The following is a 25,804-nucleotide window of genomic DNA, read 5'->3' as shown; positions in this document are numbered from 1 at the left end:
ATATCAGCGATGCAGTGCATCCAGCCGAGCTTTCGCCTCCTTGATTCCTGCGGCATCGGCCTTGGCATACAGGGCTCTTGCTCTGCTCGCATCGCCGCGGGTGCCGTAAGTTCCCCATTTCGCCAGAACCAACGGATCGTAGGTTTCTGCCAGCGCGAAGCTCGCCTGGGCGCTGCCCATCTCGACGGCGCGCTCAAGCACAAGCCGCGCCGCGCCTACATCGCCCTGCCGGAGCAGGGCATTTGCACGCAGGATCAACCCTGCGGCCTCTGCAAGCTGCTCGGAAGCAGGCTGAGCGACAGCGGGAGCACGCGCCTGAGGCACTTGCTCGGCTATCGGATTGGCAGCCACTGCGATCGAGCCGGACTTGTCCGGGCCGGACGAGCCGGTCGTCAATACATCTGACGCAGCGCCAGTCTCCTTGCGCCCCTGTGCCTCATACGCCTGGATCGCGCTCCGCGACAGGAAGACGTTCTGCGCCTTCACGCCCGCGCTCTCGGCGCGCAATTGCCTCAGCTCGGCAGCACCGGCTTCTGTTGCCTTCTTCTGCAGCAATACCTCCTCGCTTGCCTTTGCGGCCTTCGCCGCCTGGACCTCGCTATCGCGACGCGCTGCTGCCAGGTCCTGTTCCAGCCGCACCGACCGCTCGTGTTCCTTTTGCAGGTCCGCCGCGCCATTCTTCCCCGCGGATGTCAGCCGGGACAGGTCTTCGACCGCTTTGGCTACCAGTGCAGTCTTGGACTCGACATCGCGCCGCGCCGTCGTCAGATCCTGCTCCAGCCGTGCGGATCGCTCGCGCTCCTTTTGCAGATCCACAGCGGCGGTCTTGCCGGCTGTTTGCAGCTTGGATGTTTCCTCACCTGCCTGCGTCGCCAGCGCAGCCTTGCTCTCGAGATCACGTCGCGCCGCCACCAGATCCTGCTCCAGCCGCGCGGATCGCTCACGCTCCTTTTGCAGGTTTGCTGCAGCGCCCTTGACCGCTACTTGCAGCCGTGTGGCTTCCTCGCCTGCTTGCGTCACCAGCGCGATCCTGCCCTCGATATCACGTCGCGCCGCCACCAGATCCTGCTCCAGCCTGTCAGCCCGCTGACGTGCAGCTTGCAGCAGATTCTGCGCCTCTGCCGCGCCGTTCTCCTTCTCCCGTTTCAATCGGGCTGTTTCATCGCTTGCCTTCGCCGCCAGTGCGGCCTGCGCTTCGACATCGCGGCGCGCCGTCGCGAGGTCCTGCTCCAACCGGGCCAATTGTACGTCGGGTGAGGCCTTGTGAGCTGAAGCCGCGCCGCCTTCAGCCGCGCGCCTGAGCTCCGCCACTTGTTCTCCAGCCTTAAGGGCCTGCGCCTCGTATGCGTAAATCGAGCTGCGCGCCTGGGAAAGCTCCAGGGACATCGCGTCGACCTTCGCCCGCGACTGCCTCAGATCGACGGCCACGGCTTCCACCGACAGCTTCTGACGCGAGACTTCCTCGCCCGCCTTTGCCGCCAGTGCCGTCTGGGCCTCCAGGTCACGCCGCGCTGCCGCGAGGTCCTGCTCCAGCCGCGCGGACCGCTCCTCCTCCTTCTGCAGATCTGGCGTTCCGCGATCTCCCGCGGCTTTCAGGCGGGATGCTTCCTCGCTCGCTCTCGTTGCAAGCGCCGTCTGAGCCTCCAGATCACGCCGCGTCGCCGCGAGATCCTGATCCAGCCGCGCAGACCGGTCGCGCTCCTGCTGCAGGGATACCTCCAGCTTGGCTGCGCCGCTCTCGCCCGCCGCCTTCAGGCGGGACGCTTCCTCGCTCGTTTTCGTCGCCAATGCGGTCTGGACCTCCAGATCACGCCGCGCCGCCGCAAGATCCCGACCCAGCCGCGCAGATTGCTCGCGTTCCTGTTGCAAGTCCGCCGCGTCCCTCTCCCCCGACTGCCTGAGGCGGGACGCCTCGTCGCTCGCCTTCGTCGCGATCGTGGTCTGTGTCTCGAGCTCGCCTCGCGCGACCGCGAGGTCCTGCTCGAGACGTGCAAACCGCTCCGGGTCGCGATGCGACCCGGTATCGCTCGCGGTCGCTTGTCCGAGTTCGGCCAGCTCTCCTCCAACCGCACGGACTTGAGCCTCGTAGGCCTGGACTGCACTCCGCGCCAAGGAAAGGCCGTGCGCCGGCACTCCGCCCCTTGCAGGCACCTGGCTCGTCTCGGCCGCGCCGATCTTGCCCGCTCGCTTCAGCTGCAAAACCTCCTCGCCTGCCCGTGCCGCCAGCGCGGTCTGGGTCTCGACGTCGCGTCGCGCCGCCGCGAGATCCTGTTCCAGCCTTGTTGCCCGCTCACGCGCTTGTTGCAGCGCATCCTGCCCCGCCTCGCCACCCTGCACGGCCTGCTTCACCCGAGCGGCATCTTCGACGGCCTTACTGGCCAAGGCAGTCTGGACTTCGACGTCGCGTCGAGCCGCGGCAAGATCCTGCTCCAACATCTCGGCCCGCTCGCGCTGTTGCTCGATGCGCTGCAACAAGCCAATGTCAAGCCTTGCAGTCGAGAGCTCGCAGGACAGACTCTTACCCAAATCGGGCACCTGGTCTGAGGGAGGCCCGCTCTGGTCGCGCGCTCCCTGTACTGTCAGCATCGGCCGCTCGATATCGCCTTCGCGCCCCGGCGCGACTTTGGAATTGCCATCTTCTGCCGCAGTGGCCGAATTGGCATTGCGAACGGCCACCGTCTGCCGCACATCCGCAGCGAGACGGACCGGATCGGGCGACGCCCGTGTCGTTTCGGGTACCCACGCGGTTGCGAGCATGGCGACGGTCGTCGTCCACAGCAGCACGGGCTGTGCAACGCTGATCAGACGTCGCGGCGGTGCGCCTGCGATGTCGCAGGCGGGGCTTACTTCGTCATCCAGGAGAACCGTGCGATCCATCCGTAATCACCTTTCGTATGGCGACACGATCTGTCGAGGTGAGGCGTCAAGTCCCCTACCCTCGGCGCGAGGCCCCGCGTTGAGGCCCTTTCCAGACAAGGCCGTGCGTCACGGCTTTACATAGGACCAACCCTTCTCCTGCAGCTCCATCACTCGCACGACGCCGGACTTCACCACCTCCGCTTGACGAATGATCGGGATGTCCTTCTTCTCGGCACTATGCATTTTCTCCTGCGTATTGCCGCAGGCCTTGAACGAAATTTCCGGCGTACTTAGCGCCATCTCCTCAATTCGGGACTTCACCGGCGACGTGTCCTCGCGGAGCATGTGCAGGCCGGGTCCGAATGTGACCACCTCGATCTTCACCTTCTCGCCGAGATCCTTGTAATATTGTGCGACGTTGGTCGCATTGTTGAGTGCGAGATTCATGGCGGCAGGGTCGTTCGTATTCACTTGCAGGATCAGGTTGTGCGCCTTGGCGTTGGTTGGAATCCGGGCGTTGGCGTTGAGAATGGATCGCTCCTTTCTGTGAGCGGTCTCCTTGCGCGCAACATGGGCCCTTCGCGCACCATGATCGCTGTCAGCAGCGGTGTTCGTTATCATTGGCGTCCAGTAACGTCCGCCGCCCTGCTCAGCCGCAGCGTAGGGAGCGGCAAGCAGGATCGTTGCGGCTCCGATGGTAGCTATCGTCGCAATATGCTGAAACACACGCATGGTACCTCTCCTATTGAACACACGTCATCAAATCCTCTATCCGTTGGGCTTGGCGGCCGGTTGCGGCCACTTGCAGGCGGCGGAGATCTTCGCGCGCACCGCATCCAAACCACCCAACGGAAACACCGCGTCCAGCGCGTCACCCGTTCGGGGGGCAAGGTGAATAGCGAGACTTCCGCCGTCCGGAAGGGACTGCAGCAAGCGCGCTACGTCGCCACCGAACGCTACGCCGGTCTCGGACGCCGGCACGGTTGCATTGATCTGCTGTGGTTGACCGTCGTTGATACGATAGGCGAGCGCATATCCGTCGGTGCGACCGGACACGCGGGATCCTCCGACGATCAGTTCGCTCCGTCCGCCACGGCAGCGGATCGAGAGCGTCATTCCGCTTTCGCCGATACCATCGCGAGATGCCGTCGTGGCGGTGGCAACGGGTGAGTAGTCGAGAGGCGATGTCGTCAGGCTGATGACCCAGTTGTTGAGCTGCTTCGGCTGGGACGGCGTTGACGTTCGCGACAGCTTCTCGGAGCACTCGATCCCTTCCGGGCGCTCCATGGAGGAGCAACCACGAAGCTGAGCAATGCGACGAGGTCCTTCCGCCTGTGCCGAGGCAATACCGGTTGCCAGCAAGAATCCAGCCACCATCCGGATCGCCGCGCGTCTCATTGCGATGGATTTGTGGCGGCGCGCGGCCCGCGATCAAGCCATGCCTGCGCCGCAGGGAAACGCGTCAGGCCGGGAACGGTCGCCGCGAGATTGATCGTCTTCCACTTCTGGTCGAAGCCAGGCTGCTGCAGCTTGTCGATCCGCGAGAACAGGGACTCCACGAAGCGCGCAATGCGTTCGTAACGGTTCGACTTGACCGGGAAGTTAAAGGCCACCAGGGCGGTCGGCACCGCGATTGTCGCGACGCGCTCGCCCGGCTTGATAAGATTGGGGTACTCCGTGGCTTCTAGCGAGGCGGGAAGATAGAAGTCCTCAAACTTTTTGTCATAGGGGACGGGCAGGAATTTGAATCCGGGCTCCCAGCGGCCGCGCACGAACGCGTCCACGGGCTTGGAGGTGATGAAGACGACCGCGGCCATCTCACCTTTGCGCATCTGCTCGAGCGCGACTTGATGAGGAATGAAGGTCTTTTCCACGTCGAGACCAAGGCGGCTGAAGATCAGCGGTCCCGAATAGGCCGCGGCAGTCCCCAGGTTGTTGAAGTTGACCTTCTTTCCAACGAGATCGCCCAGGCTCTGAATCTCGGGACGGACGAAGATATGCAGTTCGGACGGAAACAGGTTCAGCACGTAGGCCAGCCGTTGCTGGATGTCCGGCACCTGGCTCTTGTATTCATCGAGCACGTCGGAATTGATGATGGCGGCATCGATGCCGCGCAAATAGAGCAATGAGTTCACGTTCTCGGTCGGACCGCGTGTCACGACCGGCAAGACGTGCAGCTTGTCGCCATCGTCCACAACGCGCGCCATTTCGGCCGCGAGGCGAATAGGCGCGCCCTCGAGCAGGCCACCGGCGAGGCCGATAGTCCAGGCATTCATCGTCACTTGCGGCTTTTCTGGCTGAGGTTCTCGCCGCAACTGACGAGATGCAGCAGGTTGCGCCTGCACACCCACGCTGAATAGCGGAATGCTGGTGAGCACCAGCATCGCGAGCACGAGCAACGGACGCAATCCACCCCTTCCGGTCGATGGCACTGCTGCGCTTGTTTTGCCCATCTGGCTCTGCCCTCGCCAATCCGAAATTTCCTCGTAGTTTCGTGCAGTTCGCCCTCGCGCGCTATTTCCCCTTGGAGGAGCCCCCTAACCATTCCGGATTATGCGCTGTGGCTACCCGGACCTGACGGAGGGATCGATCGGCCGGTGCATCACCACATGCCGGGGACACCGTCTGGCCGCTGGGTCCGCAGCAGTTCGACACACCGATCAAAATGCGCGCCGGAATATCCACGGACGCACGGTTTCGCCGTGCTAGTGTCATGGCAGTCGCCGGCACCGTCGATCGCGGCCCCCTTCGCTCGACTGGTCTTTGAGCGCGGACACGATAGGACTTGAGGCATCGATGGATCGACGAATTATTCCCCTGATCATGTGCGGCGGCGCAGGCACGCGGCTCTGGCCGGCGTCGCGCGAGGTGCATCCGAAGCAGTTCCTGTCGCTGTTCGGGGCGCGCTCGACCTTCCAGGAGACGCTGCTGCGGGTCTCCGACGCCGGCCTGTTCGAGCGGCCGATCGTGATCACCAACGAGGCCTATCGCTTCATGGTGCTGGAGCAGCTGGCCGAGATCGGCCGCGAAGCCGATGTGTTGCTGGAGCCGATGCGCCGCGACTCCGGGCCCGCGATCGCGGCCGGTGCGGCATTCGCACAGAGCCGTGACGGCGAAGCGATCGTGCTGGCGCTTGCCGCCGACCATCTGGTGCGGGATACGCCGGCCTTCGTCGCCGCCTGCCGCGGCGGATTGGTGGCTGCCGAAGCCGGCCGCATCGTGACCTTCGGCGTCAAGCCGGAACGCCCCGCCACCGAATACGGCTACATCAGCCCGGGCGAGGTGGTCGCCGGCGAGGTGCGCGCGGTGGCAAAATTCGTCGAGAAGCCGGATGCCGCGACGGCGGCAGGCTATATCGATGCCGGCTATCTCTGGAACAGCGGCAACTTCATGTTCCGCGCAAGCGTGCTGCTCGACGAGTATCGCAATGTCGATGCCGACAGCATCGCGGCGATCGAGCAGTCGGTCACTGCCGCGACGCGCGATCTCGGCTTCGTCAAGCTCGATGCGTCGGCGTTCGGCGCGGCGAAAGCGATCTCGATCGATTACGCCGTGATGGAGAAGACCGCACATGCCGCGGTGGTGCCGGTGGCGTGCGGCTGGTCCGACATCGGCTCATGGCGTCAGGTCTGGGAGCTCTCCGACAAGGACAATCTCGGCAACGCGGCGCGCGGCGCGGCGGTGTTCGAGGACTCCCGCAATTGCAACGTCTCGACCGACCGGGCGCTGGTCGCGCTCGAAGGCGTCGACGATCTCGTTGTGGTCGCGACCCAGGACGCCGTGCTGGTGTCACGCCAGAAGGACGCCAACGGGCTGAAGCGGCTGGTCGCGAAATTGAAGGTGGCGGCGCCCGGGGTGACCGAGAACCACATCAAGGTGCATCGCCCCTGGGGCTCCTATCAGTCGGTCGACAATGGCGACCGCCACCAGGTCAAGCGCATCATCGTCAAGCCGGGCGGGCGGCTGTCGCTGCAGAAGCACCATCACCGTTCCGAGCACTGGATCGTGGTGCGCGGCACCGCGCAGGTCACCGTCAACGAGCTGGTCAAGACGGTGCACGAGAACGAGTCGATCTACATCCCGATCGGCGCGGTGCACCGGCTGGAGAATCCCGGCAAGATTCAGCTCGAACTGATCGAGGTGCAGACCGGCAGCTATTTCGGCGAGGACGACATCATCCGCATCGAGGACGACTACCGGCGCAGCTGAAGCGAGCCGGTTCCCGCGCCGATCGCCACCGGCCTGTCCGCATCCGAGTGCGGCGCGCCGCGTGCTGCAACCGAAGCGCTTTGCCTTCGGTGAGGTGAGTTTCTTGGGCGACGCGCGTGTGAGAATTGCATCCCGAACGAGACGTTAGGAAGATCGCCCTTTCCGCCGGGCTGCTGTCGACGAAGTCTCATGATCTGCACCATACGCCCGATTAACCAAGATCAGCGAGTGGCAACGCAATTGCTTGAGTTGATCGTGAGTTAGGGTGGCTCCGCGACGGCTTTGCGCACATTCCACGTTCGACGGAATACCTCGGAATTTCCAGCCACCCCTCTGCAAAGAAGGGTAACTAATCTACATCCGCTTCATTGCAGCGGGAGCAAATTGTTCATTGCACGCCTTTGATCGCTCGCAAGATGCGGACCAAGGCATCTATTTTATTGCGGGAGGCCTTATGGTCCTGGATAGGTCGCGCCTCGCGCAAGACCGGTGACGATGCGAATACGCATCGCGAGACGCCGATCCGCGCCGTTCCGTGCAGAGAAGCTATTCGGTGCGCATCGTCGCCTTGCACGCTGCCAGGAAAGGTTGCGCAAAGCCACGACCGAAATCATTGAAGCGGCGCAGAGACAGCGGCGAGATTTTTTCCGGCTCTCTGCAATTTTGTTGGGAATGGCCGGGGGCTATCTGCCCATTGCCGGTCTCGCATGGAGACGAAGATGACCGACGAGCAGTTGATGCGCCTGAAAGTCTACGGGAACAATGTCCAGCGCTATCGCCGCTTGCTCAAGGGCAACCTAACCGAACAAGAGAGGGAGTTCGTCGAGCGGCGCCTCACCGAAGAACAATTGGCGATCCAGAGTCTGAGGACGAATGGCCTCGTACATAGCACGTCGAAGGTAATGTGAACGGGTTACCTCCTCCGCAAGATCATGACATCACGCGGATTTTGACCGCAATGTCGGGCGGCAGCATGTGAATGAAGAACAAGCGTCTCGAGAAGTTGCTGGCTTGTTCCAGAGGCTCACCAAGCAATGGCGGTCCTTAACGCTCGGCAATCACAGTCGGATTCCGCAATGGCCTAGCTTGTTGCACGAAGGTGTCGCCCAGCCTCGTTCCCCGAGGTCTCATTCTGTTCATATACCTTACTAGGTAACACAGGCGTCATTTGTTCGCGGTCTGTTTCGCCGACACGTCGCAAAGGCAGTCGATCACCGCCAAGCCCGAGCATTGACCGCAGGCGCCGGTAGAGCGTCGGTCAGCGCCTGCTTGATGTGTTCGGCCTGCTCTTTCGTCAGCTTCTCGGCAAAGCGGCCACCTCTTTCGAGCTGCGCCGGCCCCTTGAGTTCTCGATCATAGACCATCCAGTCGGTGCTTCCCTTCCGAACCAGGAATCTGGACTGTACATGTGCGGTGAAGTTCAACCATGCCTCCCAATCGGTCAGTCCGCCGGTCTCAAAAATACACAGCCGGGGACGGTTTATTCCTAACTGGGACACTGAAATTCCCAGCATTGCCTAGACTGCAAGGCCTATGCCGATACACCCCAATTTCCGCGAACCACGCCGCGGCCTCAAATATGGTAAACACCTCGAGGTAGTCGACCTTCCGAAGTCGCGCCTTGCATGACGTCGAGCCAGACAGTTCTCACAGCTCGGCCATTCGCGCTGCGGGTTCCGCTCGATGTCACCAGCTATTGCCGCGAGGTTGGCCCGTGTGGCCCTGTAACTCATTCCAGGACGAGAGCGATCGCGGGCTCTCAGCCGAGGCCGGCGTTATGGCGAACCTCTGGCGAAGATCCTGTTTCCAGGGCACTGATTGAGATTAGGTTCAAGGCCGCGGTCAAAGCGTCCGTGGCCTCTTCGCGCTGCTTGTCGTGATGGCGGTCTCGCAGATTAGCGCACTGACCACGGCCATGCCGACGGTTGCGGCTTGTTGGCTTGCGGGCGCGCCGGCTTGTGCGCCTGGGTGACATTGGTCGGCCGCCGCGGACGCGGCAATGGTACTTCGGAGGTTACCCTTGGCTGCTCTTGTGGGGTTACCTTTGGTTGCTCTTGGGGGGGTACCTTTGGTTGCTCTGACGTCTGCTCAGGGGCTTCAGCCTCCACCTTTGGTGGTGAGGCGTTAGCGATTAGACGGGCCAATTGCTCCTGGCTCACGTTGAGCCGCTCGGTGACCGTCTTGCTTTCTTGCGCCATCTGACTTTGCACAGCCTTGATCTCGTCGATGACATTGTTGTTGCGTGCTATTTCTGCCTGGCCCGCCGCGATTTGCCTTGCCACGCCATCATTGTCGCGAACCAGTTGGTCTTGCCTCAACTGCAGCTTTTCGACCGCTTGCCTTAGGGCTGCGAGATCGCGCGCCATCGGTCCGAGTTGCTGTGCCAGGTCGGGAGAAGGTGCGACGGAGGTCGGTGCAATGTCTTTCGGTGGGATTTGTGTCAACGGTGTAGGGTTCGAGGTGGGTACGACCGCTGTACTAGCGGAGGACCACCACCAAGCACCGCCACCAACGGATGCCAGCAGTACAAAACCAACGGCGGCCGGGTAGCGCCAATCTCCCAATCGTGGAATCGCTTCTAGCAGCGCGCGAGGCACTTTCATGCTGGTCGGTGGGCTCGAAGGGCTGACTCCCGCTTCACGCGCGAGGTTCGAAAGCTGCTCCTCCAAGCTCGCGAGCCGCCCTTCCCCAGCCTTGTTGTCCAGCGTGGAGTCCATTTTGGCGCTCCGTATCAATTCAAATCTGATCCGACCGAAACCAGAACCAGGGGCAATAACTATCCCAACTGAGCGGTCATTGACGTACGCAACTGGGAAAGCGGGTAGCGTACTTCAGCTCAGGCAAGGAGGGAAGCGGCTCGGCGCGCTTGAGCTCACTTGGACAGCAAGGGCATTGGTCCGAGTAGCTCAATGGAACGACATAAGCCTGGCGCCGTATTTCTACCGCGAAACGTGCGCGAGCCAGTTCTTTATCCCGTCCTGACGAACGTCCACTCGGGGACTTCAAACGGTAGCCCGCGGGCCGATGGATAATAGCTATACCCGCCGAGCAGATCGTTGAGGGCGGCCACTGCCGAGTGATACGACCCCAGATTCTCTTCCTCGAAGAAGAATTGAAATCGTCCGTTCAATGGCACGATGCGAAACGTGCCACCCTTGGAGCGGAATTCCCAATAGCCTCGCGTCATTGTCGCCACCAGACGCGCGGCCGACCGGTCCTTACGGCCTCGACCGTGTGAACCATCAACCTAACGACATCGCCAGGGTGGCGGGTCTGGAACGTCATATGAAGCGCGCCTCCGAATCGGGTCGATTCTACGGCGGCGGGGCATTGTCAGCCAAAGCGTTGACCGACTTATCCATCGACTTTCGGAGCGGACGCCAACAGCGCCGAACGATATCCGACGGTAGAAACGCGGAGTATCGCGAGGGCAATCGGCAATTTCGATGAAGCCTTCGTCATTCCCGTCCTTCGTCACGTCGCAAGCCGGGCGGCGCGATGGAATCCTATCAAAAGCTGTTTGGGGAGATCAGATCGCTTTGGCCGAACGGCAAGATTTTCTCCATCCAGATTCTTCCACGAGGCGACCAGATGAAGGGTGCCGCCGAGAATATCGGATCCGTCAATGCCGAGCTCAGCAGAAGAAGCCGGGAACTCGGAATCAGAACGATCGACGCCTCCAATATCGCATGCGGACGAACAACGCCGTGCGCCAATTACAAGAGCGATCTCTTGCACCTGACGCCATCCGGATACGAAGCCCTGACCGGGATCGCCAGGGAAGGCATGGGTTCATCGTAGCGGTTCAACGAAGCTCCGCGCGAGCCGTCGGTGACGCTTGGGCGCGATCTGGCCTTCTAGCTCAGCATCGAGATGATTGATTGCAGCTGACCGGAAGCCGCCGTCACGAGCCCGTCGAACGACGTCTGGCCGTGCGCCGCGGCCCGCAGGATGGATTCGGCGACGGCCGCCTTGAGGCCGAACACCGATTGGTCGGCCGGCACGCTTGCCATCACCGTGTCGAGCGCATCGCGCATCGTCTGGATCAGTTCGGAGCTGAATTTCATGGCACTCCTCCGCGCGCTCAGGATAGACCGGGCGCGCCGGGCCACCACTCACAAGCCCGCGATTCCAGATTGCGTTTTCTTAATGCAATGACAAGCTGGTGAACCTGCGAAGAGCTAGAGATCCTTCTCGGCCAGCTTGCGGAAGTCGTCGGGCACCGAACGAACGACCTCCAGCGCTGCCGAACCGTATCCGATCGCATCCCAGCCGAAACGATCGCGGACCTTGTCGATGGCACAGTCTGCGGCCCAACGCGCCATCCCGATCGGACTTCCAGGGCGAAGCGCCTGATCGGCCAGTCCGAGCGGCAGCTCGAGCGCAAGATCCCAATGCTCCTCGAGATGCGACACCGAGATTGCCAGCAGCGAGATGATTTTCTCGCCCGGGTGGTCAGCAAGAGTAGCGCGCACCAGCTTCTCGGCGAGCCGGGCGAGGATCACTGTCGTGCAAACGGGCGCATCGAGCGTCATCGAGCGCGTCACCGATTTCAGGTCGGCGAAGCGAACGCGCACCGTCACGGTTCGTCCGGGCCGGGATTTCGCCCGGAGCCGCGTCGCGACGCGATCGGCGAGATGAAGCAGCGTCGGCCGAATGACCTGCTCGATCGCGGGCTTTCGGCCAAGCGCCGATTGTGCTCCCGCCGATCGCGCGCGCCGATGCGGCGTGAGCTGTCGCGGATCGCGATTCCAGGCCAGCGCTGCGAGCTTCTCGCCTGCCGCCGGACCGAGCAACCGCGTCAGCGACCGCTCCGACAAACCGGCGAGTTGACCGATCGTCGAGACGCCGATCGCGTCCAGCCGCGTCCTGGTGACCGGCCCTACTCCCCACATCAGTTCAACCGGCAGTTCATGCAGGAATCCGAGCTCGTCGTCGGGATCGACGACGACCAGTCCATCGGGCTTTGCGACCTGCGAGGCGATCTTCGCCAGATGCTTGGTGCGCGCAACGCCCACCGAGATCGCAAGGCCGAGCTCTGTGCGCACGCGCCGCCGGATCGCCGCGGCGATTTCGGCGGGCGCTCCGAACAGATGCGTGCATCCGGCAACGTCGGCAAACGCCTCGTCGATCGAAATGCGCTCGACCAGCGGCGTGAAGTCGCCGATCACCTTGATGGCTGCATCACCCAGCCGTTGATAATCGCTGAAGTGGCCGCCGACGAAAATCAGTTGCGGGCAGAGCCGGCGCGCTTCCCGTCCCGACATGCCGCCGTAGACCCCAAAGGCCTTGGCCTCATAGGACGCTGCAAGCACCACCCCGCCTCCGACGGCGATTGGCTTGCCTTGCAGCGACGGCTCGAGCAGCTGCTCGACCGACGCGTAGAACGCATCCAGGTCCGCGTGAAGGATGGTGGCTGCGGCTGCCATCTCAGGGCGTTCATCCCCGACCTGACCAGGATTGCTCGTCCCTGGACGATACAGCAGCGCAACGAACAAAACAAGAACAAACTCATCTCCGGTCGACCAGGGACGGCCGCGGGCGCTGGCGGTCTGCCGGCGAACGTTGGGCGCGCGCTGTCGTGCCAGGCATCAAAGCGGGCCGCCGGTTGCTGTCGAAGGAATCACCGCGAAGCAGTGGGCGGGTCGCTCGACATCCATGGGCATTCTCAGCCGAAGACGAGCATCACGACGCGCGGCCGTCGCATCCCGCTGCGCCGGCTCACTCACGAGCCGGCGTTGTTTGACGAACAGGCTTTTTCGGGTAGACATCAAGGAATGACCGACCACTCTCATCAGGTGGACTTCCAGGCTGCGGCCTCGCTTTACAAATGGCCTTCTCTCGGCAATTCCAGGCGAGAGGATCGTGCGCCCTATATGATCGTCAACGGAACGCTCGACCAATGCATCCGGGACTTCATGGGCAAGCCCGAGAAGACCCGGCATCTCTACGAGATCCGCACCACGTCGCAGCCTCCCCTCGTGCCGGATGTGCTGTCGCCCGAGCACGTGATCGAGCTCTCCAGGCTTCGCGAGTTTCTCTGAGGCACTGCGGCGGACGTGATCCTGACACGTCTCGTTCGCAGGCAGACTTATCCATCTGTCGTGCGCCGGAAGGCGCATTGTTTGCCTCTGAGGGAGCCGCTACACTCGCATCACTCACTGACTCGTCCGCGCCGGCATGATTGATCCGCTTCCGCCTCCTCCGCGGTTCGCACGTCGCCTGCTCGGGAGCGGAGCGGCTGCACGACCGGTTGCCGAGGCATCGAGAGGCGCCACATGAGGTTCAATCTGGCGATCTTGAGCGTGCTGGCCGCAAGACCCGAGCAACGGATCCCGCTCGAAGAGGTCAGCCGCGAAGTCAAGCGCATGATCGCGGCGGGCGATGCAGCCACCAAGTTGAAACGATCGTCGGAGCTTGGCGACGCCGACGTGTTCCAATCCGGATGGGCTTCGATCAACGAGGCCGGGCTGCAGATCACGGACTCCGGCCTCGCGCTATGGCGCGAGCTCGAAGCGTCCCGCGTCGAGCAGGAGCTCGGCGAGCAGGAGCTCAGCGAACCGCAAGCGGAGCGCGTGGCGATCGTCGCGGCCGACCCGCGCGATGCGATCAGCGATGCTGTCGTCGAACAGCCCGACGCGATTGATCCGCAAATCCTTCGCGTGATGGAAGAAGGCCTTGCCGATCGCACGATCTTGGGCGCAAGCCGCGCAACGGCAGCACCCGACCCGCCCCCGCGCGCGCCGATCATCCCCGAGCCGGCATTCGGCTCCATTCACGAGACGGACCAAAACGCTTCTCGGCTCTCGCGCCTTGTCAAACGCCTCGGCGCCACCATGCCGCGACTTGCCCGGGCGCGGCGGCGGCGCTCCGAGGGCGAGGTGCCGGACCGGAAAACGGCGAGTGGCGTCGGAATGACGGGGCTGGCCGTTGCATGCCTCAGCCTGATCTCGGTCGTTGCGTGCGTTGCGGCAGCGATTGCACTCGGCCAGATCTCGTCGCTGAAGTCGGACAACGCCGCGCTGCGGCGGGAGCTGGTCCCGCTGCGTGACCGTCTCGCACGGCTCGAGCAGGACGCCGCGAAGCGCGAGGCCGCCCAACGGGACGAAGCGCAAGACAGGGCCGAAGCAGACAAGAAGGCCTCTGACGCCGGTAACGCACAGGCCGTGCTCAACCTGTCACGGGAGGAAATCCAGTTGATCAGGGAGTTCATCAAGGCCGCGCCTTCGCCCGGCGCGGCCGGACCGCCGATCAACGTCGGCGATCCCATCACCGGCGGAATGATCCCGCTGCCGTCATCGCTGACCGAGAAGGTGCCGCGGCTGATCGGCGGGAGATTCGCGACCCGCAACGGCGTGATCATCATCAGCACACGAAACAGCCGACGCGTCGATGCACTGCTTACACCGAACTAAATCTACGCAGAAGGCGTCGATTGTCGCGCGCGGACAGAAAGAATGCGGGGGGGACGGCACAGGGCATCGTCACCAACGGCCCAGCGGTGCCACTGAGCGATACAACGGGGTCCGGGTGGTGGACCTAGTCTAACCCAACCGATCTGGAGCACCCAATTCCCTGCATAACAGGGCAACAACAGGGACTTCGCTACTGTTCATTGCCTCCGAATGGCCACTCCGCGGCAAAAGTCCAATGGAATGACGATCTTTCGATGGATCGAGAACGGAAATTAACAGGGAGAATATGCTACGAAAACAGGGGAACGGATTCGCAGTAACAGGGCGATCGGAACCTCCCCTTTTTAGAATGCGCGCCCCGCCCCCGCGGAGGCGCTTGCAGGCCGCTTTTTGCAAGAGGGACGATGTTAACAATATCTAAACGCCGCCGGGGACGCCCGCGTGGACCCACGTTGAGAAATGCTGATTTTTACGCTCAAGTTTGGGTTGCCGTCCGGCTGCTGCGTATTCGCATTTTCGCCGAGACCAGAAAGACCCCCTCGATCCGCCGAGTCTGTGATGAATTGTCGGCACAGGGTGGCATTCATTCCATTGTGGGCGGAAATGTCGAGGCTGTCGCCGACATGTCCGCCAAAGGAACGAAACGGTGGCATCGATTTAAGATCGGCTCGACAAGGTCAACGCTGACGCCGAGCGCCAAGGGAACCATCTTTTCGTGCCATAGCGTCACGAATGCTGAAACCTTGAGAACTTGTTATGGAGACGCTGATGAAATGGCCAAGCGTGACCGGCGTCTGCGACTCGTATGGACGAACCTGTGCCGGGAGCACCTCGGCATGCCGCCCAAAAATCGCCGGGCGATCGTTATGCATTCCCTGACCGGGTAATTTTATTTCGCATTTTCCGCGCCACATTACCCGTCGAATCCGTATTATTGAAGTGCTCCGACCATCTCGGAGTGCGCGATTTGACCCAAAACAAACGGACTTCCTCTAGCCCAGCAACCGCTCAGCAGGCTGCCGGCACAGTAGCTAGAAGCCGCACGGCAACGAACGCTGGCCTGATAGAAATCCAGATTCAATATCGCGCGGTAGCGGACCTCCTGTTGGACGCGCGCAATCCGCGCCAGCATTCCCAGCGTCAAGTTACCCAGCTTGCCGATAGCATCCGAGAGTTTGGCTTCGTGATGCCCATTGTCATCGATGACAAGGGGAACGTGGTCGTTGGCCACGGGCGGGTCCTCGCGGCCAAGAAGCTTGGAATGGCGAGAGTACCCGTGGTCGAGATCCGGCATCTGTCGGCCGCTCAGTTGAAGGCGCTTAGGATTGCGGACAACAAACTGGCACTGAATTCGCATTGGGACGAGCGCCTTCTGGGCGAAAACCTTCTGGAGTTGAAGGAGCTCGACCGGGATTTCGACCTTACGGTGACGGGCTTCACCCTGCCTGAAATCGATCTGACGATTCAGAAGCTCACTGAGGCACCAGTCGACGACATCGCAGATGCCAACTCCGTCACAGGAGTGCCGGTCTGCCAGATCGGTGATCTTTGGCAGCTCGGCAGCCATCGCGTTTATTGTGGCGACGCGAGATCGGAGTCCAGCTTCGACGAAGTCATGCGAAACGAGCGCGGTGATGTCGTCATCATCGATCCGCCCTACAACGTTCCCATCGGCGGCCACGTCTCCGGCAACGGGAAGACTGTCCATCGCGAATTTGCTCAAGGTGTCGGCGAGCTCAGCCGGGACGAATTTATTCGCTTCCTGACCGACAGCTGCGCCTTGCTTGCGAAGTACAGCAAAAGTGGAGCAATCCACTTTGTCTTTATGGACTGGGCGCATCTTGACCAACTTCTTGCCGCCGGCCGCGAGGCTTACAGTGAACTGAAGAACATCGTGGTCTGGGTCAAGAGTTCAGCCGGCATGGGGTCGCTGTATCGCTCGCAGCATGAACTCGTCTGTGTCTTCAAGTCCGGCACGGATCGCCACACCAACAATATCCAACTCGGCAAGAATGGTCGAGATCGCAGCAACGTTTGGAGGTACGAGAGCGCCAGCACCCAGGCTCGAAAAGGCAATAATGTTCTGGAACTGCATCCGACGGTCAAACCGGTCCCGCTGGTGATGGATGCCCTGCTGGACTGCTCGCACCGAGGTGAAATCGTGGTCGACTCATTCTTGGGCAGCGGAACTACGCTGCTTGCGGCGGAACGAACGGGCCGCATCTGCCGCGGGGTCGAACTCGATCCTCTCTATATCGATACGGCGATCCGACGCTGGCAGAATCTGACGGGGCAGGATGCTGTTCGGCTATCGGATGGAAAGTCCTTCCGAGAACTCGAATCTGGAAGGGAAGAGACTGGTGAGCAGGAATAGGGCTGAAGGCTATGAGGTAGGCCATCGAAAGCCGCCGGTAGTTGGGCGCTTCAGAAAGGTGCCGTCCGGACTCTTAGCCGGCGCCGCAAAGAAATATTCGAGGATTCACCCCGGTGACCAGCGACCAGACTCGATAAGGCAATAATGCTCGGGAACTTCAGGCGCCGGTTAGGCCGGTCCCACGTTCGAGATCGAATGCGAAAGGAAGAGACTGGTGGGCAAGGAGAAGTCGGAAGGCTACAAGGTGGGCTATCGAAAGCCGCCGTTAGGTTCGCGCTTCAAAAAAGGCCAGTCCGGTAATCCGCGCGGGCGACCCAAAAAGAATGCTCTGGAATTTCACCCCGGACGGATCCTGCAATCGATCGATAACGAGGAGCTTGTCGTCAACATCGACGGCAAGCGCAGGCGAATGCCAAAAGCTGAGATCCACCTTCGGCAGTTGTTCAACAAGGCGATGAGAGGAGATATCGATGCAGCAAGGATCATAGCAACAATGGCAAAGCAATATTTCGGCCCAGACGCCGAGGGCCCATCTGAGATAGAATTCATTCTTGTGCCGGGAGCAAGCGAACTCGCACCAATGAAGCCGAAGTCGGAAGAATCTAATGAGCGCGCAAGCTAGATCGAAGAACACACAATTTAAGAAAGGTCGCTCCGGAAATCCAAGAGGTCGCCCAAAACAACCGAAGCGACCGAAGTCTCTCGGGTTTCTGTTTCGCAAAGTTGCACAGGAACAGGTCCGACTTGAGATCGACGGAGAGGCCGTCACGATGTTGCGTTGGATCGCCTACGTAAATCAGATCTACACCATGGCCCTCAACAAGAATATCGGCGCGGCGCGCCTGTTAGACCAACTCCGTAGGCAGTTTCCTGGCGACCCGCTGCCTGGTGATAAAATAACGTTCAGCATCACCGAAGCCGACGAGAGGCTTTGAAACGAGCCGATGCCAGGCTCATAAGTGAACAACCAGGGAGCACCAAGGTGCATTTTGCTGCTACTAGTAAGCGACAACGCGACCATGACGGCCTTCGATCATTCACGAGAGTTGTTCTTCGAGCGGCACGCGAGAGACGCTGAGAGCGTCTATTCATTCCACCATGACAGGACCACCCTCTTCTGTCTCCCTCGTTGACCTACACGCCCGACCCGAACGGTGGCGACTACCTGCGCCGAGATCCCAACTCGGCTTATGGTTGGCCCGTCGCACCGTCGCAGGAACTGCCGCCGCAGGGTACCGTTCCGCTGCGGCCGCCTGAGGCGCCACAGCGGTTCGGCGAAGCCGCAACGCTCGAGCAGACCGCTGACCTCTCCAGCCTTGTCCAGTCGATCCTGACGAGCATTTCAGCCGCGGCTAACAGCGCCAGCCGGCCGGACCTGAAGGTCGATGAGCCGGCCTCCGGCGGCATCCGCGGCGAAGGCCAGTCACCAACCGGAACGGACGTGGCAGCCGCAGGTGCCAGCCAGGAGATCGAGGTGGCTGGCGACAAGTTAGCCAGCGCGCTGCAAGGCGTCGTCGCGATGATCGAAACCGTGCAGACGCCGGCTCCGGCTTCGGTTCAAGCGGAGGCAAAAGGCGGCTTTATTCGTCGCTGGTTTGATCGCGGCGGCGGCGTCTCCGGTCCCGGCACGTCCACATCCGCAGCATCCCGGCGATGCTCTCCGACGGCGAGTATGTCATCAAGGCGAGCTCGGCGCGGAAGCTCGGTCGCGATCGCCTCGACCAGCTCAAGGCTGGCTATGCTGACGGCGGCGACGTCTCGAGCCGGCGTCTCGCCATGGTCCGCAGGCTTGCCGATGGCGGCTCGGCCTCTGACGACTGGACCCGCGGAGTGCCGCAGGGGATCCAGGCAGGCAAAAGAGCCGCGGCCGCTGATGCTAGTTCTAGCCGGTCTAGCGCCTCCCTCGGGCCCGGCGATCACGAGATCACGTTCGATCCCGCGACGGGTGGTGCGTTTGTCGACGGCGTTCTGCACATGTCAGGCGATCTCTTGCTGAATGATCCCACTGTCCGACGTGGGATTGAGCAATCAAAAGCGGGGATCAGCCAGCAGCCCAGCAGGACAAGTACAACTCGGAATTCGTCGGGCGTTTCGGCCACAGCGACGACAGCTATGTAGCAGGTGGTGGCCCGATCGGCGATGCATGGCGGCATTTCGCCAATGGCGGAAGAGTAACTATCCCTCCGATGCTACATCTGGCCGATGGCGGTGATGTGGGTGGCATGGGCCCGCCGACGCTCGATGCGGACTCGCTTGCGCCGGCCGGCAGCCAAGAATCTCTACATCCTGTGACGCTCGATTTCGGCAATCGGCAAATCGAAGGGCTGAGGGCAAGCCGAACTGTTCTGGACCAACTCACGCGAGAAGCCGGCGACGCTGCAATAGTTAGAACGTCCAGTCCCAGCTGGATCGGTGGCGGCAGATGATGGTTCGGCGGCAGCGATACCGGTTACTACTCCACAGTATGAAATTTGCGGAATACGGCAGCAAAAAATAGATAGTAGTTGACCCACGTGGCGCTCGACCACTGCTTCGATTGGGATGATTGGCCACGAAAGTCATTCCAACCTGGCAGCGACTTGCCGCGAGCCAGCAGATCCTTCCACAAGTTCATTTTTTGGTTTGCTGTTAATCCGCGACCTTGCATATATCCATTTAACAGTCCTTGCTTGTAGGCATCTGCCGCATATCGGGCTCCGCCCTCCAAGAATACATTGCGCGTGAAGTGCCGGTGGCCGAAATAATCGGCTCCCTTCTTCGGTGTCACGCCATCCGATCCCATCACTAAGCCGAGCGAAAATCCGTATATCGTTTCCCGATCCTGGATATCTCTTTTGGCCTCGTCGTAACTAGCTCCCAAGGCCATGAAACTGCCGACTGCCGCCACTCCGGGAGCGCTGAGCACTCCGATATCGGCCATGAGCAGAGAGAAGGCTGTTTCTCCGGCGGCAGCTACCAAAGCAACCGATTCCGCTACAGATATCGCGCAATCTGCGACACCGAGCACAAAGGGGATGGTATCTAGAGGAGATGCGCCGAGACGATCGGGGAGAACGTAGCCGAGACGTGACATTGCATGTTCCTTCCTCTTAAGGAATGGCCTGCACAAGCTCGTCGCATGCTAAGTGTGTCGATTGGTCAAGGCTCGCTGTTCATGCCGGCGCAAAGGAGTTTTGTTTCATGATGTTTCCTTGCGCGCGGAGTTGGTGCGCCACAGGAATGCCCGCGAGCAAGATCAGCATCGCAATCGCGATGACCGGCTCCTCGCGTCTAAATTCAACCTTTTGACCAACCATGTAGCGGCTGTTCGGCGGGCATTGGAGGAGGCGGAGCAACCGGCTTAGCGTCGAAGACGTTGTAAGTCGTCTTCCGACCAATAGCGATGCCAGATCCAAACAATAGAATGCCGGCTATCATCGCGATGCCCGCCTGGATTTGGAAAAAGACCGTAGTCGCTACCAGATAAAGCGCCTCGGAGATTACGATGCTGAGCACAAGCATCACGACGCAAAACTGCCCACCGCCTGTCAGTTCCGATTGCGCCTTGATGATCGCGATCTGGCGCGATCGATCACCGATCATGTTCATGGCCCCTGCCTCCAACGAACGCAGCGGAAGCCTCCCTCAACCGATGGTGGAGCGCAAGCGGGGGTTTTTACGGGGCAGCTATTTTTTGCGCTCGCGTTGTTCGGGGAAGAGTCCAGCCTCTCTAAGGACGTCCGTCCGAGTTTTGTAATTTCGATGAACCCGCCCGTGCGAGCGAAGCCGGGTGTGGATCATTCGATAGAGCAACCCGAAGCTCATCAGATCAACTTCACATTTCCTGAAATACGAAGCTCTATTGATTTCCTTCTTCTGTTGATCTTCCGGTCGTGTTGCGAGGCCGAATATCGATGCGCAGGATGACTCTGCATACCCGCCGGTGCGAGGTCTCAGGTTGACCCATAAGAGACATTGATCAATTGAATTGATATGTTCGCTCGGCGTTGGCAATGATCGTCGCTCTAAGGCCGTCGTGCGCTCTGACAAAGGGGGGACACATGATACGCAAGACGCTGCTGATTTCGTTGATGCTGGCCGTGCTAGGACCCATGTCCGCAGCAGCTGAGGACAATCCCATAATTGGAGCTTGGAAGTTGAAGTCGTTTGTCCGGGAAGTAGCGGTTACTGAGCTGCTTCCGATTTGATGGACACCACGATTACGTGTTTAAATGAGACCCGCGGTTAGTCGTTGAGACTTCAATGTCGAGGCCCCCCTTATGCCTCGCTGTAGGAACGCTCTGTTTCTGCGCGCGCTCTGCTGATCCTGCTGGCCCGGATGACACGCTTCTGCTTTGTAAAGGCCCTGCATTCGTAACGCGCGAGGCCGCGAATCTGTTTTGCTAGTGCCGCGCTCGGGCACATCAGGAATGCTGCGAGCAATTCGTAGCGAGCCAAGCGGACGCTGGCGAGTTCCTGCTGGCTTACGATGGCGGCCGGGTCGAACGCCAGCGCTTCTTGCTCCAAGCGATTGAGAAGAGCGTCCGTTAACGCGTCGGTCCCCGTGCTCTCATACGCCATCGAGCGCGACAACCCGTGACGGAGCGCATTCAGGCATGATCGGGCCTTTCCCTGGACTGTCTTCGGGCCCGTGCTGTGCTTAGCATTTCTCCGATTGGCTTCGATTTGTCGAACTGACGCCATACTCTATTCTCCGCCTTGCCGATCACGCTCGTCACGTTGCTCCGTTCGCTATCGGCATCAAGTTTTGGCCGGCAAAAGAGCAAGATTGTTGCTGCAGAAAGGACTGGCGTTCCGCGGCAAACGGAGCGTTACTGAGTCGACCGGGCACAGAAACGGCCCCGTTATCTCACCTCGCATCCAGCGGGGTTTGCGCAGTGCGGCAACCATCGCCGCGCTGTTCATAACGGGAGATACCGGTGAGTGCTATTCCGACCGGTGGCGCAACAGAGCCACGATTTCAGCTCGTCAAGTTCAACCCTGCTGATCGCCGTCATTTCATTGGCGGCTCGGATGCTCGTGTCATCATGGGCAATGATGAGGTGGACCTCATCCGCCTATGGCGCGAAAAACGCGGCGAGAGCGAGCCGGAAGACTTGTCCAACAATCTTATCGTCCAGCTCGGTACCACCACCGAAGAGCTCAATCGCAGCTGGTATCAGCGCAACAGTGGCCAGACTTTGAAAGACATCCAGAAGCGCGTGCGTCACCCCGTCCATGCATGGATGGTGGCAACGCTCGACGGCATTGTCGAACAGACCGGCGCGGTGTTCGAAGCCAAGTTCATGCTGCCATGGGCCTTTAGTGAGGAAGCAGCAGCCGAAAAGCACATGGCGCAGCTGCAACACAACATGTGGGTGATCGCGGCAAGGTCGGCGGTGCTCTCGGTGATCACCGGAGGCGGCAAATGGATCGAGATCACCTTGCATGCGGACCCGCTCTACCAGCACCTTCTGCTGACCGCGGAGAAGAAATTCTGGCGCTGCGTACGAACCGGCGAGCCGCCGGTCCTGTTCGGGAGCGAGGCGCCGCGCCCGCGGCTCGCGGCCGTCAAGGTCGTGGACATGACCGCCTCCAACCTGTGGGCCGAATGTGCAGCGAGTTACCTCCGCACCCGCGTCGCACACGGCGACCACGAACGGGCGAAGGCCGAATTGAAAAAGCTAGTGCCGGAGGATGCCAAGGAAGCGTTCGGCTGCGGCATTCGTGCCAAGCGGGCGAAATCCGGCGCCATCAGCTTTGGCTCGCTCGAGCTGGAGATCGTCGATGCATCAGGCAAGTGAGCATATCGGCACGATCGCAGCCGCGCTCGCCAGAGCGCAGGCTGAACTGACCAACCCGGAAAAGACCCTGACCGCCATGATCCGCTCGCCCTTCCTGCGCGATGACGATCGGACCTTCCGCTATGCGTCGCTCGCCGCAGGCCTCGACATCGTACGCAAGACCTTGAGCCGGCAGGAGATCGCGACCATTCAGACCACCCGGATCGAGATTACCACGGGCCACATCCACCTCACCACCCTGCTCGCTCATGCCTCCGGGGAATGGATTTCCTCGGACTTGCCGGTCTGCGCCGTCAAAGACGTCGAGGCGCCGCACCGCATGGGAGCGGCGCTCACTTATGCGCGCCGCTATGCCCTCTTTGCCCTGGTCGGAATTGCCGGCGAGGATGATCTCGACGCCCCCGACGCGGTAGCGGCGCCGCCGGCCCCGGCGCCGCAAGTACCCGCTGGCGCGAAGGCCACCCCCGCCAAGGGCGCTCTCAACCGCGTGCCGGTGCTGGATCTAACACGGTCGACCGAGCTTCGGGAGCGGCTGTTGAGCCAGCTCGCGGGCCTGCCTCCCGGCGACGACCTACTCGTCTGGGCAAAGGTCAGCCTTCCGCTCAAGAACACCCTCTTGGAGCCGGATGCCAAGCTCGTCGAGGTCGCCTATCTGACCAAGCTTCAGGAATCCGACGAAGCCGGGATGGTCCAACAGGCACCCACTTTAGACCAAGCGCCAGAGCAGCCCCCGGAGCCTTACGCAGCCACGGAGGCCGCGGTACCGGCCTCGCTGACAGATGCGCTTGCGGCCGGATTAGCGCATCCCAAGGAGTTGCCCCGCAGGCGCAGCAAGGCGCACCTCATGTTTGTGCGAGAACAATGCTGCCTCATTTGCCGGCAATCGCCTACTGATGCCCACCATTTGAAGTTCGCCCAACCCAGGGCTCTCGGCCGCAAGGTCAGCGACGAGTACACCGTTCCGTTGTGTCGCGCCCATCACCACGAGCTGCATCGACATGGCAACGAACGGGCCTGGTGGGCGAACTTGAAGATTGATCCCTTGCGGCTGGCCCATGACTTATGGACGGCAAGCCCGATCCACAGTCCGCTCAGCGCGGCCGTGGCCGGCACGGCCGCTCCCTCCCGCTTTGAGCCGGAGGTTCCCTCGCTATGAATGGACCATTTCAAACCGCGCATGAGTTGCCCGCAACAACAACGTTGCCGGTCGCGCTTGAGGTGTTGGGCCCGCCTCCCCTTCTTCTCCCCGGTGAACGCCTTGACCATTACCACGCGCTACGCGCGGCGATCTTCGCTGATTTGGGGCCGCGCTCTGCCGTCGAGTGGCTGCTCGCGATCGACGTCGTCGAACTCTCCTGGGAGATCCAGCGTTACCGCGTCCTGCGCCACCGTCTGCTCGCGACCTATCGGCTAAAGGCAATTGAGGCCGCCTTACGCCATATCGACATGGCCGGGATCGCGCCTGAGTTCGAAGACGAGGCCGAGCACTACACCAGACAAAACGCGCTGAGTTGGCGGCTCGATCCTGTTGCCACGACCGAAATCGAGGCGCGTCTCGCGTCGTACGGTTTCGACCAGCATTCCATCAACACTGATGTCTACATCCAGGCGCGCGAGGCCTATGTCTTGTTCGAGGGCCTGCTCAATGCAGCGCAATCCAGACGCCTTCTGCTCTTCAGGGAGATCAAGAAGTGTCGCTTGCCGTGATCTGCAAGAAACCCACGGCTCTGGGTCCAAGACTATGTTCATGCATCATGTCCCACCATTTGTCGCCAGAGCTGGGCTTAGCAAGTCGTGCGTACGGCCTCAGCCTTCCAATAGATTCAGAACGATAGTTAGGGGGAAGCACCGGAATAGGTTCTCCATCTGACTTTTGCGAACAAGCCGTTGCAGATACACCAACGAAGTATTCGTTGAGGCGGGATGTGGACGCACGGCTGTTGGAGAGCAGCCGCGCAAAAGGGACGATATGCGCATTGCTCTGGTGACAATAACATTGTGTAATTAGCACAACGTTCAACTTTTGATCGTCAGAAGGATAATGCTGCATGTCATCGGGTTATCTTGCGGATCTCCGCACCGCTCCAATCGAACTCGCCGGCGACTGGGGTCGCATGATCCCGCATGCGGCTCTGCAAGTCGTTGAGCGGATGCGTGCTGCTTGCCTTGATGGTTTTCGCCTTGTTTCAAACGACCAACCCAACCGCTTACGCGTTGAGGAGCGCACCAGCGGCCCTCCCGCGATCTGGCTTCACAAGGACACAATCGACCTCGCCTGGATTGTCGTCGACATTGGGGAACGGGATTGGTCGAGGCTCGCCTATCAGTTTGGTCACGAGTTGGGACACGTGACATCCAACTCATGGCGGCCGGATGCCAAGCCTGCAGCACCCAGCCAATGGCTAGAGGAGGCCCTGGTAGAAGCCTTTACGCTGCGAGGTCTCTCCCTGTTGGCGGATAACTGGTCGCGCGATCCTCCGTTCAAGGATGACAGTGGTTTTGGCGCCGCCGTTGCGGTCTATCGACAAGACGCTGTCGAGCGCTACGGAAAATTGGCGACTGAACAAGGTAATTCAAAGAATCTCAATGCCTGGTTCAGGCAGCATCGTGCCGCGTTGGAGGCAGACCCGTGCCTCAACGCGTTTGCACAAGCGGCATCGCTATTCATCCTCGAAGAATACGAGCGCAACCCGGCCACCATGGAAGCGCTTGGCGCGCTAAACCGATGGGATGGCCGCAGCGCTATCCCGCTCGAGCAATATCTGGAGGCCTGGAAGGACAGCTGCAAAAAACTGCAGGCTTCGCCAGCATTGCCCCATCGGCTTCAAGAACTTCTGAGCTGACGGTGGACTAGCGGGGTTGGGCGAAGTGGCATTTTTCGAGCAAGCCGTCCGGTATTTGCGGCGTCTACATCGACGCTTGCCTTCGTATCCTTCAAATTCCATCAATCGAAGAAGGTTTGAGGAGACGCGTAGAGGACAATCTGCGTTTTGCAAAGGACCGGATTTCCGAAAGGGTCAAGCTTGCGGATGTAGTCCAGCAGCCCGCCGCAACGCGTCTTCTTCCCAAAGTGCTGATAGCAATCCTCGCTAAGAGCAAAGCCGGTGACCTGCTCCCCTGAAACGCCCCCGGTTTTGAGTTAGGGTTCTGTTCTCCACCGAGGA

General features: G+C 61.0%; 25 protein-coding genes. 13 read left to right on the top strand and 12 right to left on the bottom strand.

Annotated features, from left to right (window positions below):
• Nucleotides 1–3 precede the first annotated feature (3 nt).
• The 4 genes from ACVIGA_RS36910 to ACVIGA_RS36895 all read right to left on the bottom strand — a co-directional run bounded on the left by ACVIGA_RS36910 (nucleotide 4) and on the right by ACVIGA_RS36895 (nucleotide 5,243).
• The gene (locus ACVIGA_RS36910) at nucleotides 4–2,877 is read right to left on the bottom strand and encodes a hypothetical protein (protein ID WP_456669885.1); all 2,874 of its coding nucleotides are present in this window, start codon (nucleotides 2,875–2,877) and stop codon (nucleotides 4–6) included.
• Between the two features lie 108 nt (nucleotides 2,878–2,985).
• Nucleotides 2,986–3,591: a DsrE family protein gene (locus tag ACVIGA_RS36905; RefSeq protein ID WP_456669884.1), complete on the bottom strand. Its 606-nt coding sequence runs from the start codon at nucleotides 3,589–3,591 to the stop codon at nucleotides 2,986–2,988.
• Between the two features lie 36 nt (nucleotides 3,592–3,627).
• The gene (locus tag ACVIGA_RS36900; RefSeq protein ID WP_456669883.1) at nucleotides 3,628–4,236 is read right to left on the bottom strand and encodes a hypothetical protein; all 609 of its coding nucleotides are present in this window, start codon (nucleotides 4,234–4,236) and stop codon (nucleotides 3,628–3,630) included.
• Nucleotides 4,237–4,253: 17 nt separating this feature from the next.
• Nucleotides 4,254–5,243: a TAXI family TRAP transporter solute-binding subunit gene (locus ACVIGA_RS36895; protein WP_456670969.1), complete on the bottom strand. Its 990-nt coding sequence runs from the start codon at nucleotides 5,241–5,243 to the stop codon at nucleotides 4,254–4,256.
• Between the two features lie 412 nt (nucleotides 5,244–5,655).
• On the opposite strand from ACVIGA_RS36895, the gene ACVIGA_RS36890 reads away from it, so the two are divergent.
• Both ACVIGA_RS36890 and ACVIGA_RS36885 read left to right on the top strand, forming a co-directional pair.
• Entirely contained in the window at nucleotides 5,656–7,068 is a 1,413-nt protein-coding gene (locus ACVIGA_RS36890; protein WP_456669882.1) for a mannose-1-phosphate guanylyltransferase/mannose-6-phosphate isomerase, read from the top strand.
• A gap of 719 nt (nucleotides 7,069–7,787) precedes the next feature.
• Complete coding sequence (locus ACVIGA_RS36885) at nucleotides 7,788–7,976, top strand: hypothetical protein (RefSeq protein ID WP_456669881.1); 189 nt, start codon at nucleotides 7,788–7,790, stop codon at nucleotides 7,974–7,976.
• 303 nt (nucleotides 7,977–8,279) lie between these two features.
• Here ACVIGA_RS36885 and ACVIGA_RS36880 read toward each other — a convergent pair whose 3' ends face one another.
• The 3 genes from ACVIGA_RS36880 to ACVIGA_RS36870 form a co-directional block, all read right to left on the bottom strand.
• Entirely contained in the window at nucleotides 8,280–8,492 is a 213-nt protein-coding gene (locus ACVIGA_RS36880) for a hypothetical protein (protein ID WP_456669880.1), read from the bottom strand.
• A gap of 471 nt (nucleotides 8,493–8,963) precedes the next feature.
• Nucleotides 8,964–9,785 (bottom strand): hypothetical protein, encoded by an 822-nt coding sequence (locus ACVIGA_RS36875; protein ID WP_456669879.1) that lies wholly within the window; start codon nucleotides 9,783–9,785, stop codon nucleotides 8,964–8,966.
• Between the two features lie 251 nt (nucleotides 9,786–10,036).
• Nucleotides 10,037–10,255, bottom strand: a complete 219-nt coding sequence (locus ACVIGA_RS36870; protein ID WP_456669878.1) for a hypothetical protein — start codon at nucleotides 10,253–10,255, stop codon at nucleotides 10,037–10,039.
• A gap of 311 nt (nucleotides 10,256–10,566) precedes the next feature.
• On the opposite strand from ACVIGA_RS36870, the gene ACVIGA_RS36865 reads away from it, so the two are divergent.
• On the top strand, nucleotides 10,567–10,869 hold the full coding sequence (locus ACVIGA_RS36865; RefSeq protein ID WP_456669877.1) for an SGNH/GDSL hydrolase family protein: 303 nt from the start codon (nucleotides 10,567–10,569) through the stop codon (nucleotides 10,867–10,869).
• 56 nt (nucleotides 10,870–10,925) lie between these two features.
• On the opposite strand, the gene ACVIGA_RS36860 is transcribed toward ACVIGA_RS36865, so the two are convergent.
• Together ACVIGA_RS36860 and dinB are read right to left on the bottom strand one after the other, a co-directional pair.
• Nucleotides 10,926–11,135, bottom strand: coding sequence for a hypothetical protein (locus tag ACVIGA_RS36860; RefSeq protein WP_223968786.1), 210 nt, complete (start codon nucleotides 11,133–11,135; stop codon nucleotides 10,926–10,928).
• A gap of 114 nt (nucleotides 11,136–11,249) precedes the next feature.
• Nucleotides 11,250–12,497: a DNA polymerase IV gene (gene dinB / locus ACVIGA_RS36855; protein ID WP_456669876.1), complete on the bottom strand. Its 1,248-nt coding sequence runs from the start codon at nucleotides 12,495–12,497 to the stop codon at nucleotides 11,250–11,252.
• Between dinB and ACVIGA_RS36850 the strand changes: the two genes are divergently transcribed.
• The 6 genes from ACVIGA_RS36850 to ACVIGA_RS36825 all read left to right on the top strand — a co-directional run bounded on the left by ACVIGA_RS36850 (nucleotide 12,471) and on the right by ACVIGA_RS36825 (nucleotide 18,853).
• Nucleotides 12,471–13,112: a hypothetical protein gene (locus tag ACVIGA_RS36850; protein ID WP_456669875.1), complete on the top strand. Its 642-nt coding sequence runs from the start codon at nucleotides 12,471–12,473 to the stop codon at nucleotides 13,110–13,112. The genes dinB and ACVIGA_RS36850 overlap by 27 nt on opposite strands.
• Nucleotides 13,113–13,367: 255 nt before the next feature.
• A complete protein-coding gene (locus ACVIGA_RS36845; protein ID WP_456669874.1) occupies nucleotides 13,368–14,483 on the top strand; it encodes a hypothetical protein in 1,116 nt (371 codons plus the stop codon).
• Nucleotides 14,484–15,288: 805 nt separating this feature from the next.
• Nucleotides 15,289–16,857, top strand: a complete 1,569-nt coding sequence (locus ACVIGA_RS36840; RefSeq protein WP_456669873.1) for a site-specific DNA-methyltransferase — start codon at nucleotides 15,289–15,291, stop codon at nucleotides 16,855–16,857.
• Nucleotides 16,858–17,071: 214 nt separating this feature from the next.
• Nucleotides 17,072–17,479, top strand: coding sequence for a DUF5681 domain-containing protein (locus tag ACVIGA_RS36835; RefSeq protein WP_456669872.1), 408 nt, complete (start codon nucleotides 17,072–17,074; stop codon nucleotides 17,477–17,479).
• Nucleotides 17,463–17,792: a DUF5681 domain-containing protein gene (locus ACVIGA_RS36830; RefSeq protein WP_456669871.1), complete on the top strand. Its 330-nt coding sequence runs from the start codon at nucleotides 17,463–17,465 to the stop codon at nucleotides 17,790–17,792. Before ACVIGA_RS36835 ends, ACVIGA_RS36830 begins: the two co-directional genes overlap by 17 nt.
• 194 nt (nucleotides 17,793–17,986) lie before the next feature.
• A complete protein-coding gene (locus tag ACVIGA_RS36825) occupies nucleotides 17,987–18,853 on the top strand; it encodes a hypothetical protein (protein WP_456669870.1) in 867 nt (288 codons plus the stop codon).
• 456 nt (nucleotides 18,854–19,309) lie between these two features.
• On the opposite strand, the gene ACVIGA_RS36820 is transcribed toward ACVIGA_RS36825, so the two are convergent.
• The 3 genes from ACVIGA_RS36820 to ACVIGA_RS36810 form a co-directional block, all read right to left on the bottom strand.
• Nucleotides 19,310–19,930 (bottom strand): hypothetical protein, encoded by a 621-nt coding sequence (locus ACVIGA_RS36820; RefSeq protein WP_456669869.1) that lies wholly within the window; start codon nucleotides 19,928–19,930, stop codon nucleotides 19,310–19,312.
• A gap of 203 nt (nucleotides 19,931–20,133) precedes the next feature.
• Nucleotides 20,134–20,445 (bottom strand): hypothetical protein, encoded by a 312-nt coding sequence (locus ACVIGA_RS36815; RefSeq protein ID WP_456669868.1) that lies wholly within the window; start codon nucleotides 20,443–20,445, stop codon nucleotides 20,134–20,136.
• Between the two features lie 669 nt (nucleotides 20,446–21,114).
• Nucleotides 21,115–21,417 carry a hypothetical protein gene (locus tag ACVIGA_RS36810; RefSeq protein WP_456669867.1) on the bottom strand — a complete coding sequence of 101 codons (303 nt, stop codon included), beginning with the start codon at nucleotides 21,415–21,417 and terminating at the stop codon, nucleotides 21,115–21,117.
• 368 nt (nucleotides 21,418–21,785) lie between these two features.
• On the opposite strand from ACVIGA_RS36810, the gene ACVIGA_RS36805 reads away from it, so the two are divergent.
• The 4 genes from ACVIGA_RS36805 to ACVIGA_RS36790 all read left to right on the top strand — a co-directional run bounded on the left by ACVIGA_RS36805 (nucleotide 21,786) and on the right by ACVIGA_RS36790 (nucleotide 25,483).
• Nucleotides 21,786–22,640, top strand: coding sequence for a YqaJ viral recombinase family nuclease (locus ACVIGA_RS36805; RefSeq protein ID WP_456670968.1), 855 nt, complete (start codon nucleotides 21,786–21,788; stop codon nucleotides 22,638–22,640).
• Complete coding sequence (locus ACVIGA_RS36800) at nucleotides 22,624–23,796, top strand: ERF family protein (protein ID WP_456669866.1); 1,173 nt, start codon at nucleotides 22,624–22,626, stop codon at nucleotides 23,794–23,796. Before ACVIGA_RS36805 ends, ACVIGA_RS36800 begins: the two co-directional genes overlap by 17 nt.
• Complete coding sequence (locus ACVIGA_RS36795) at nucleotides 23,793–24,347, top strand: hypothetical protein (protein WP_456669865.1); 555 nt, start codon at nucleotides 23,793–23,795, stop codon at nucleotides 24,345–24,347. The genes ACVIGA_RS36800 and ACVIGA_RS36795 overlap by 4 nt, the downstream gene beginning before the upstream one ends.
• A gap of 341 nt (nucleotides 24,348–24,688) precedes the next feature.
• Nucleotides 24,689–25,483: a hypothetical protein gene (locus ACVIGA_RS36790; RefSeq protein ID WP_456669864.1), complete on the top strand. Its 795-nt coding sequence runs from the start codon at nucleotides 24,689–24,691 to the stop codon at nucleotides 25,481–25,483.
• Nucleotides 25,484–25,804: the final 321 nt, after the last annotated feature.

It is taken from the genome of Bradyrhizobium sp. USDA 3240 (genome assembly GCF_054063295.1).
This window is presented reverse-complemented; position numbering and strand designations above follow the sequence as displayed.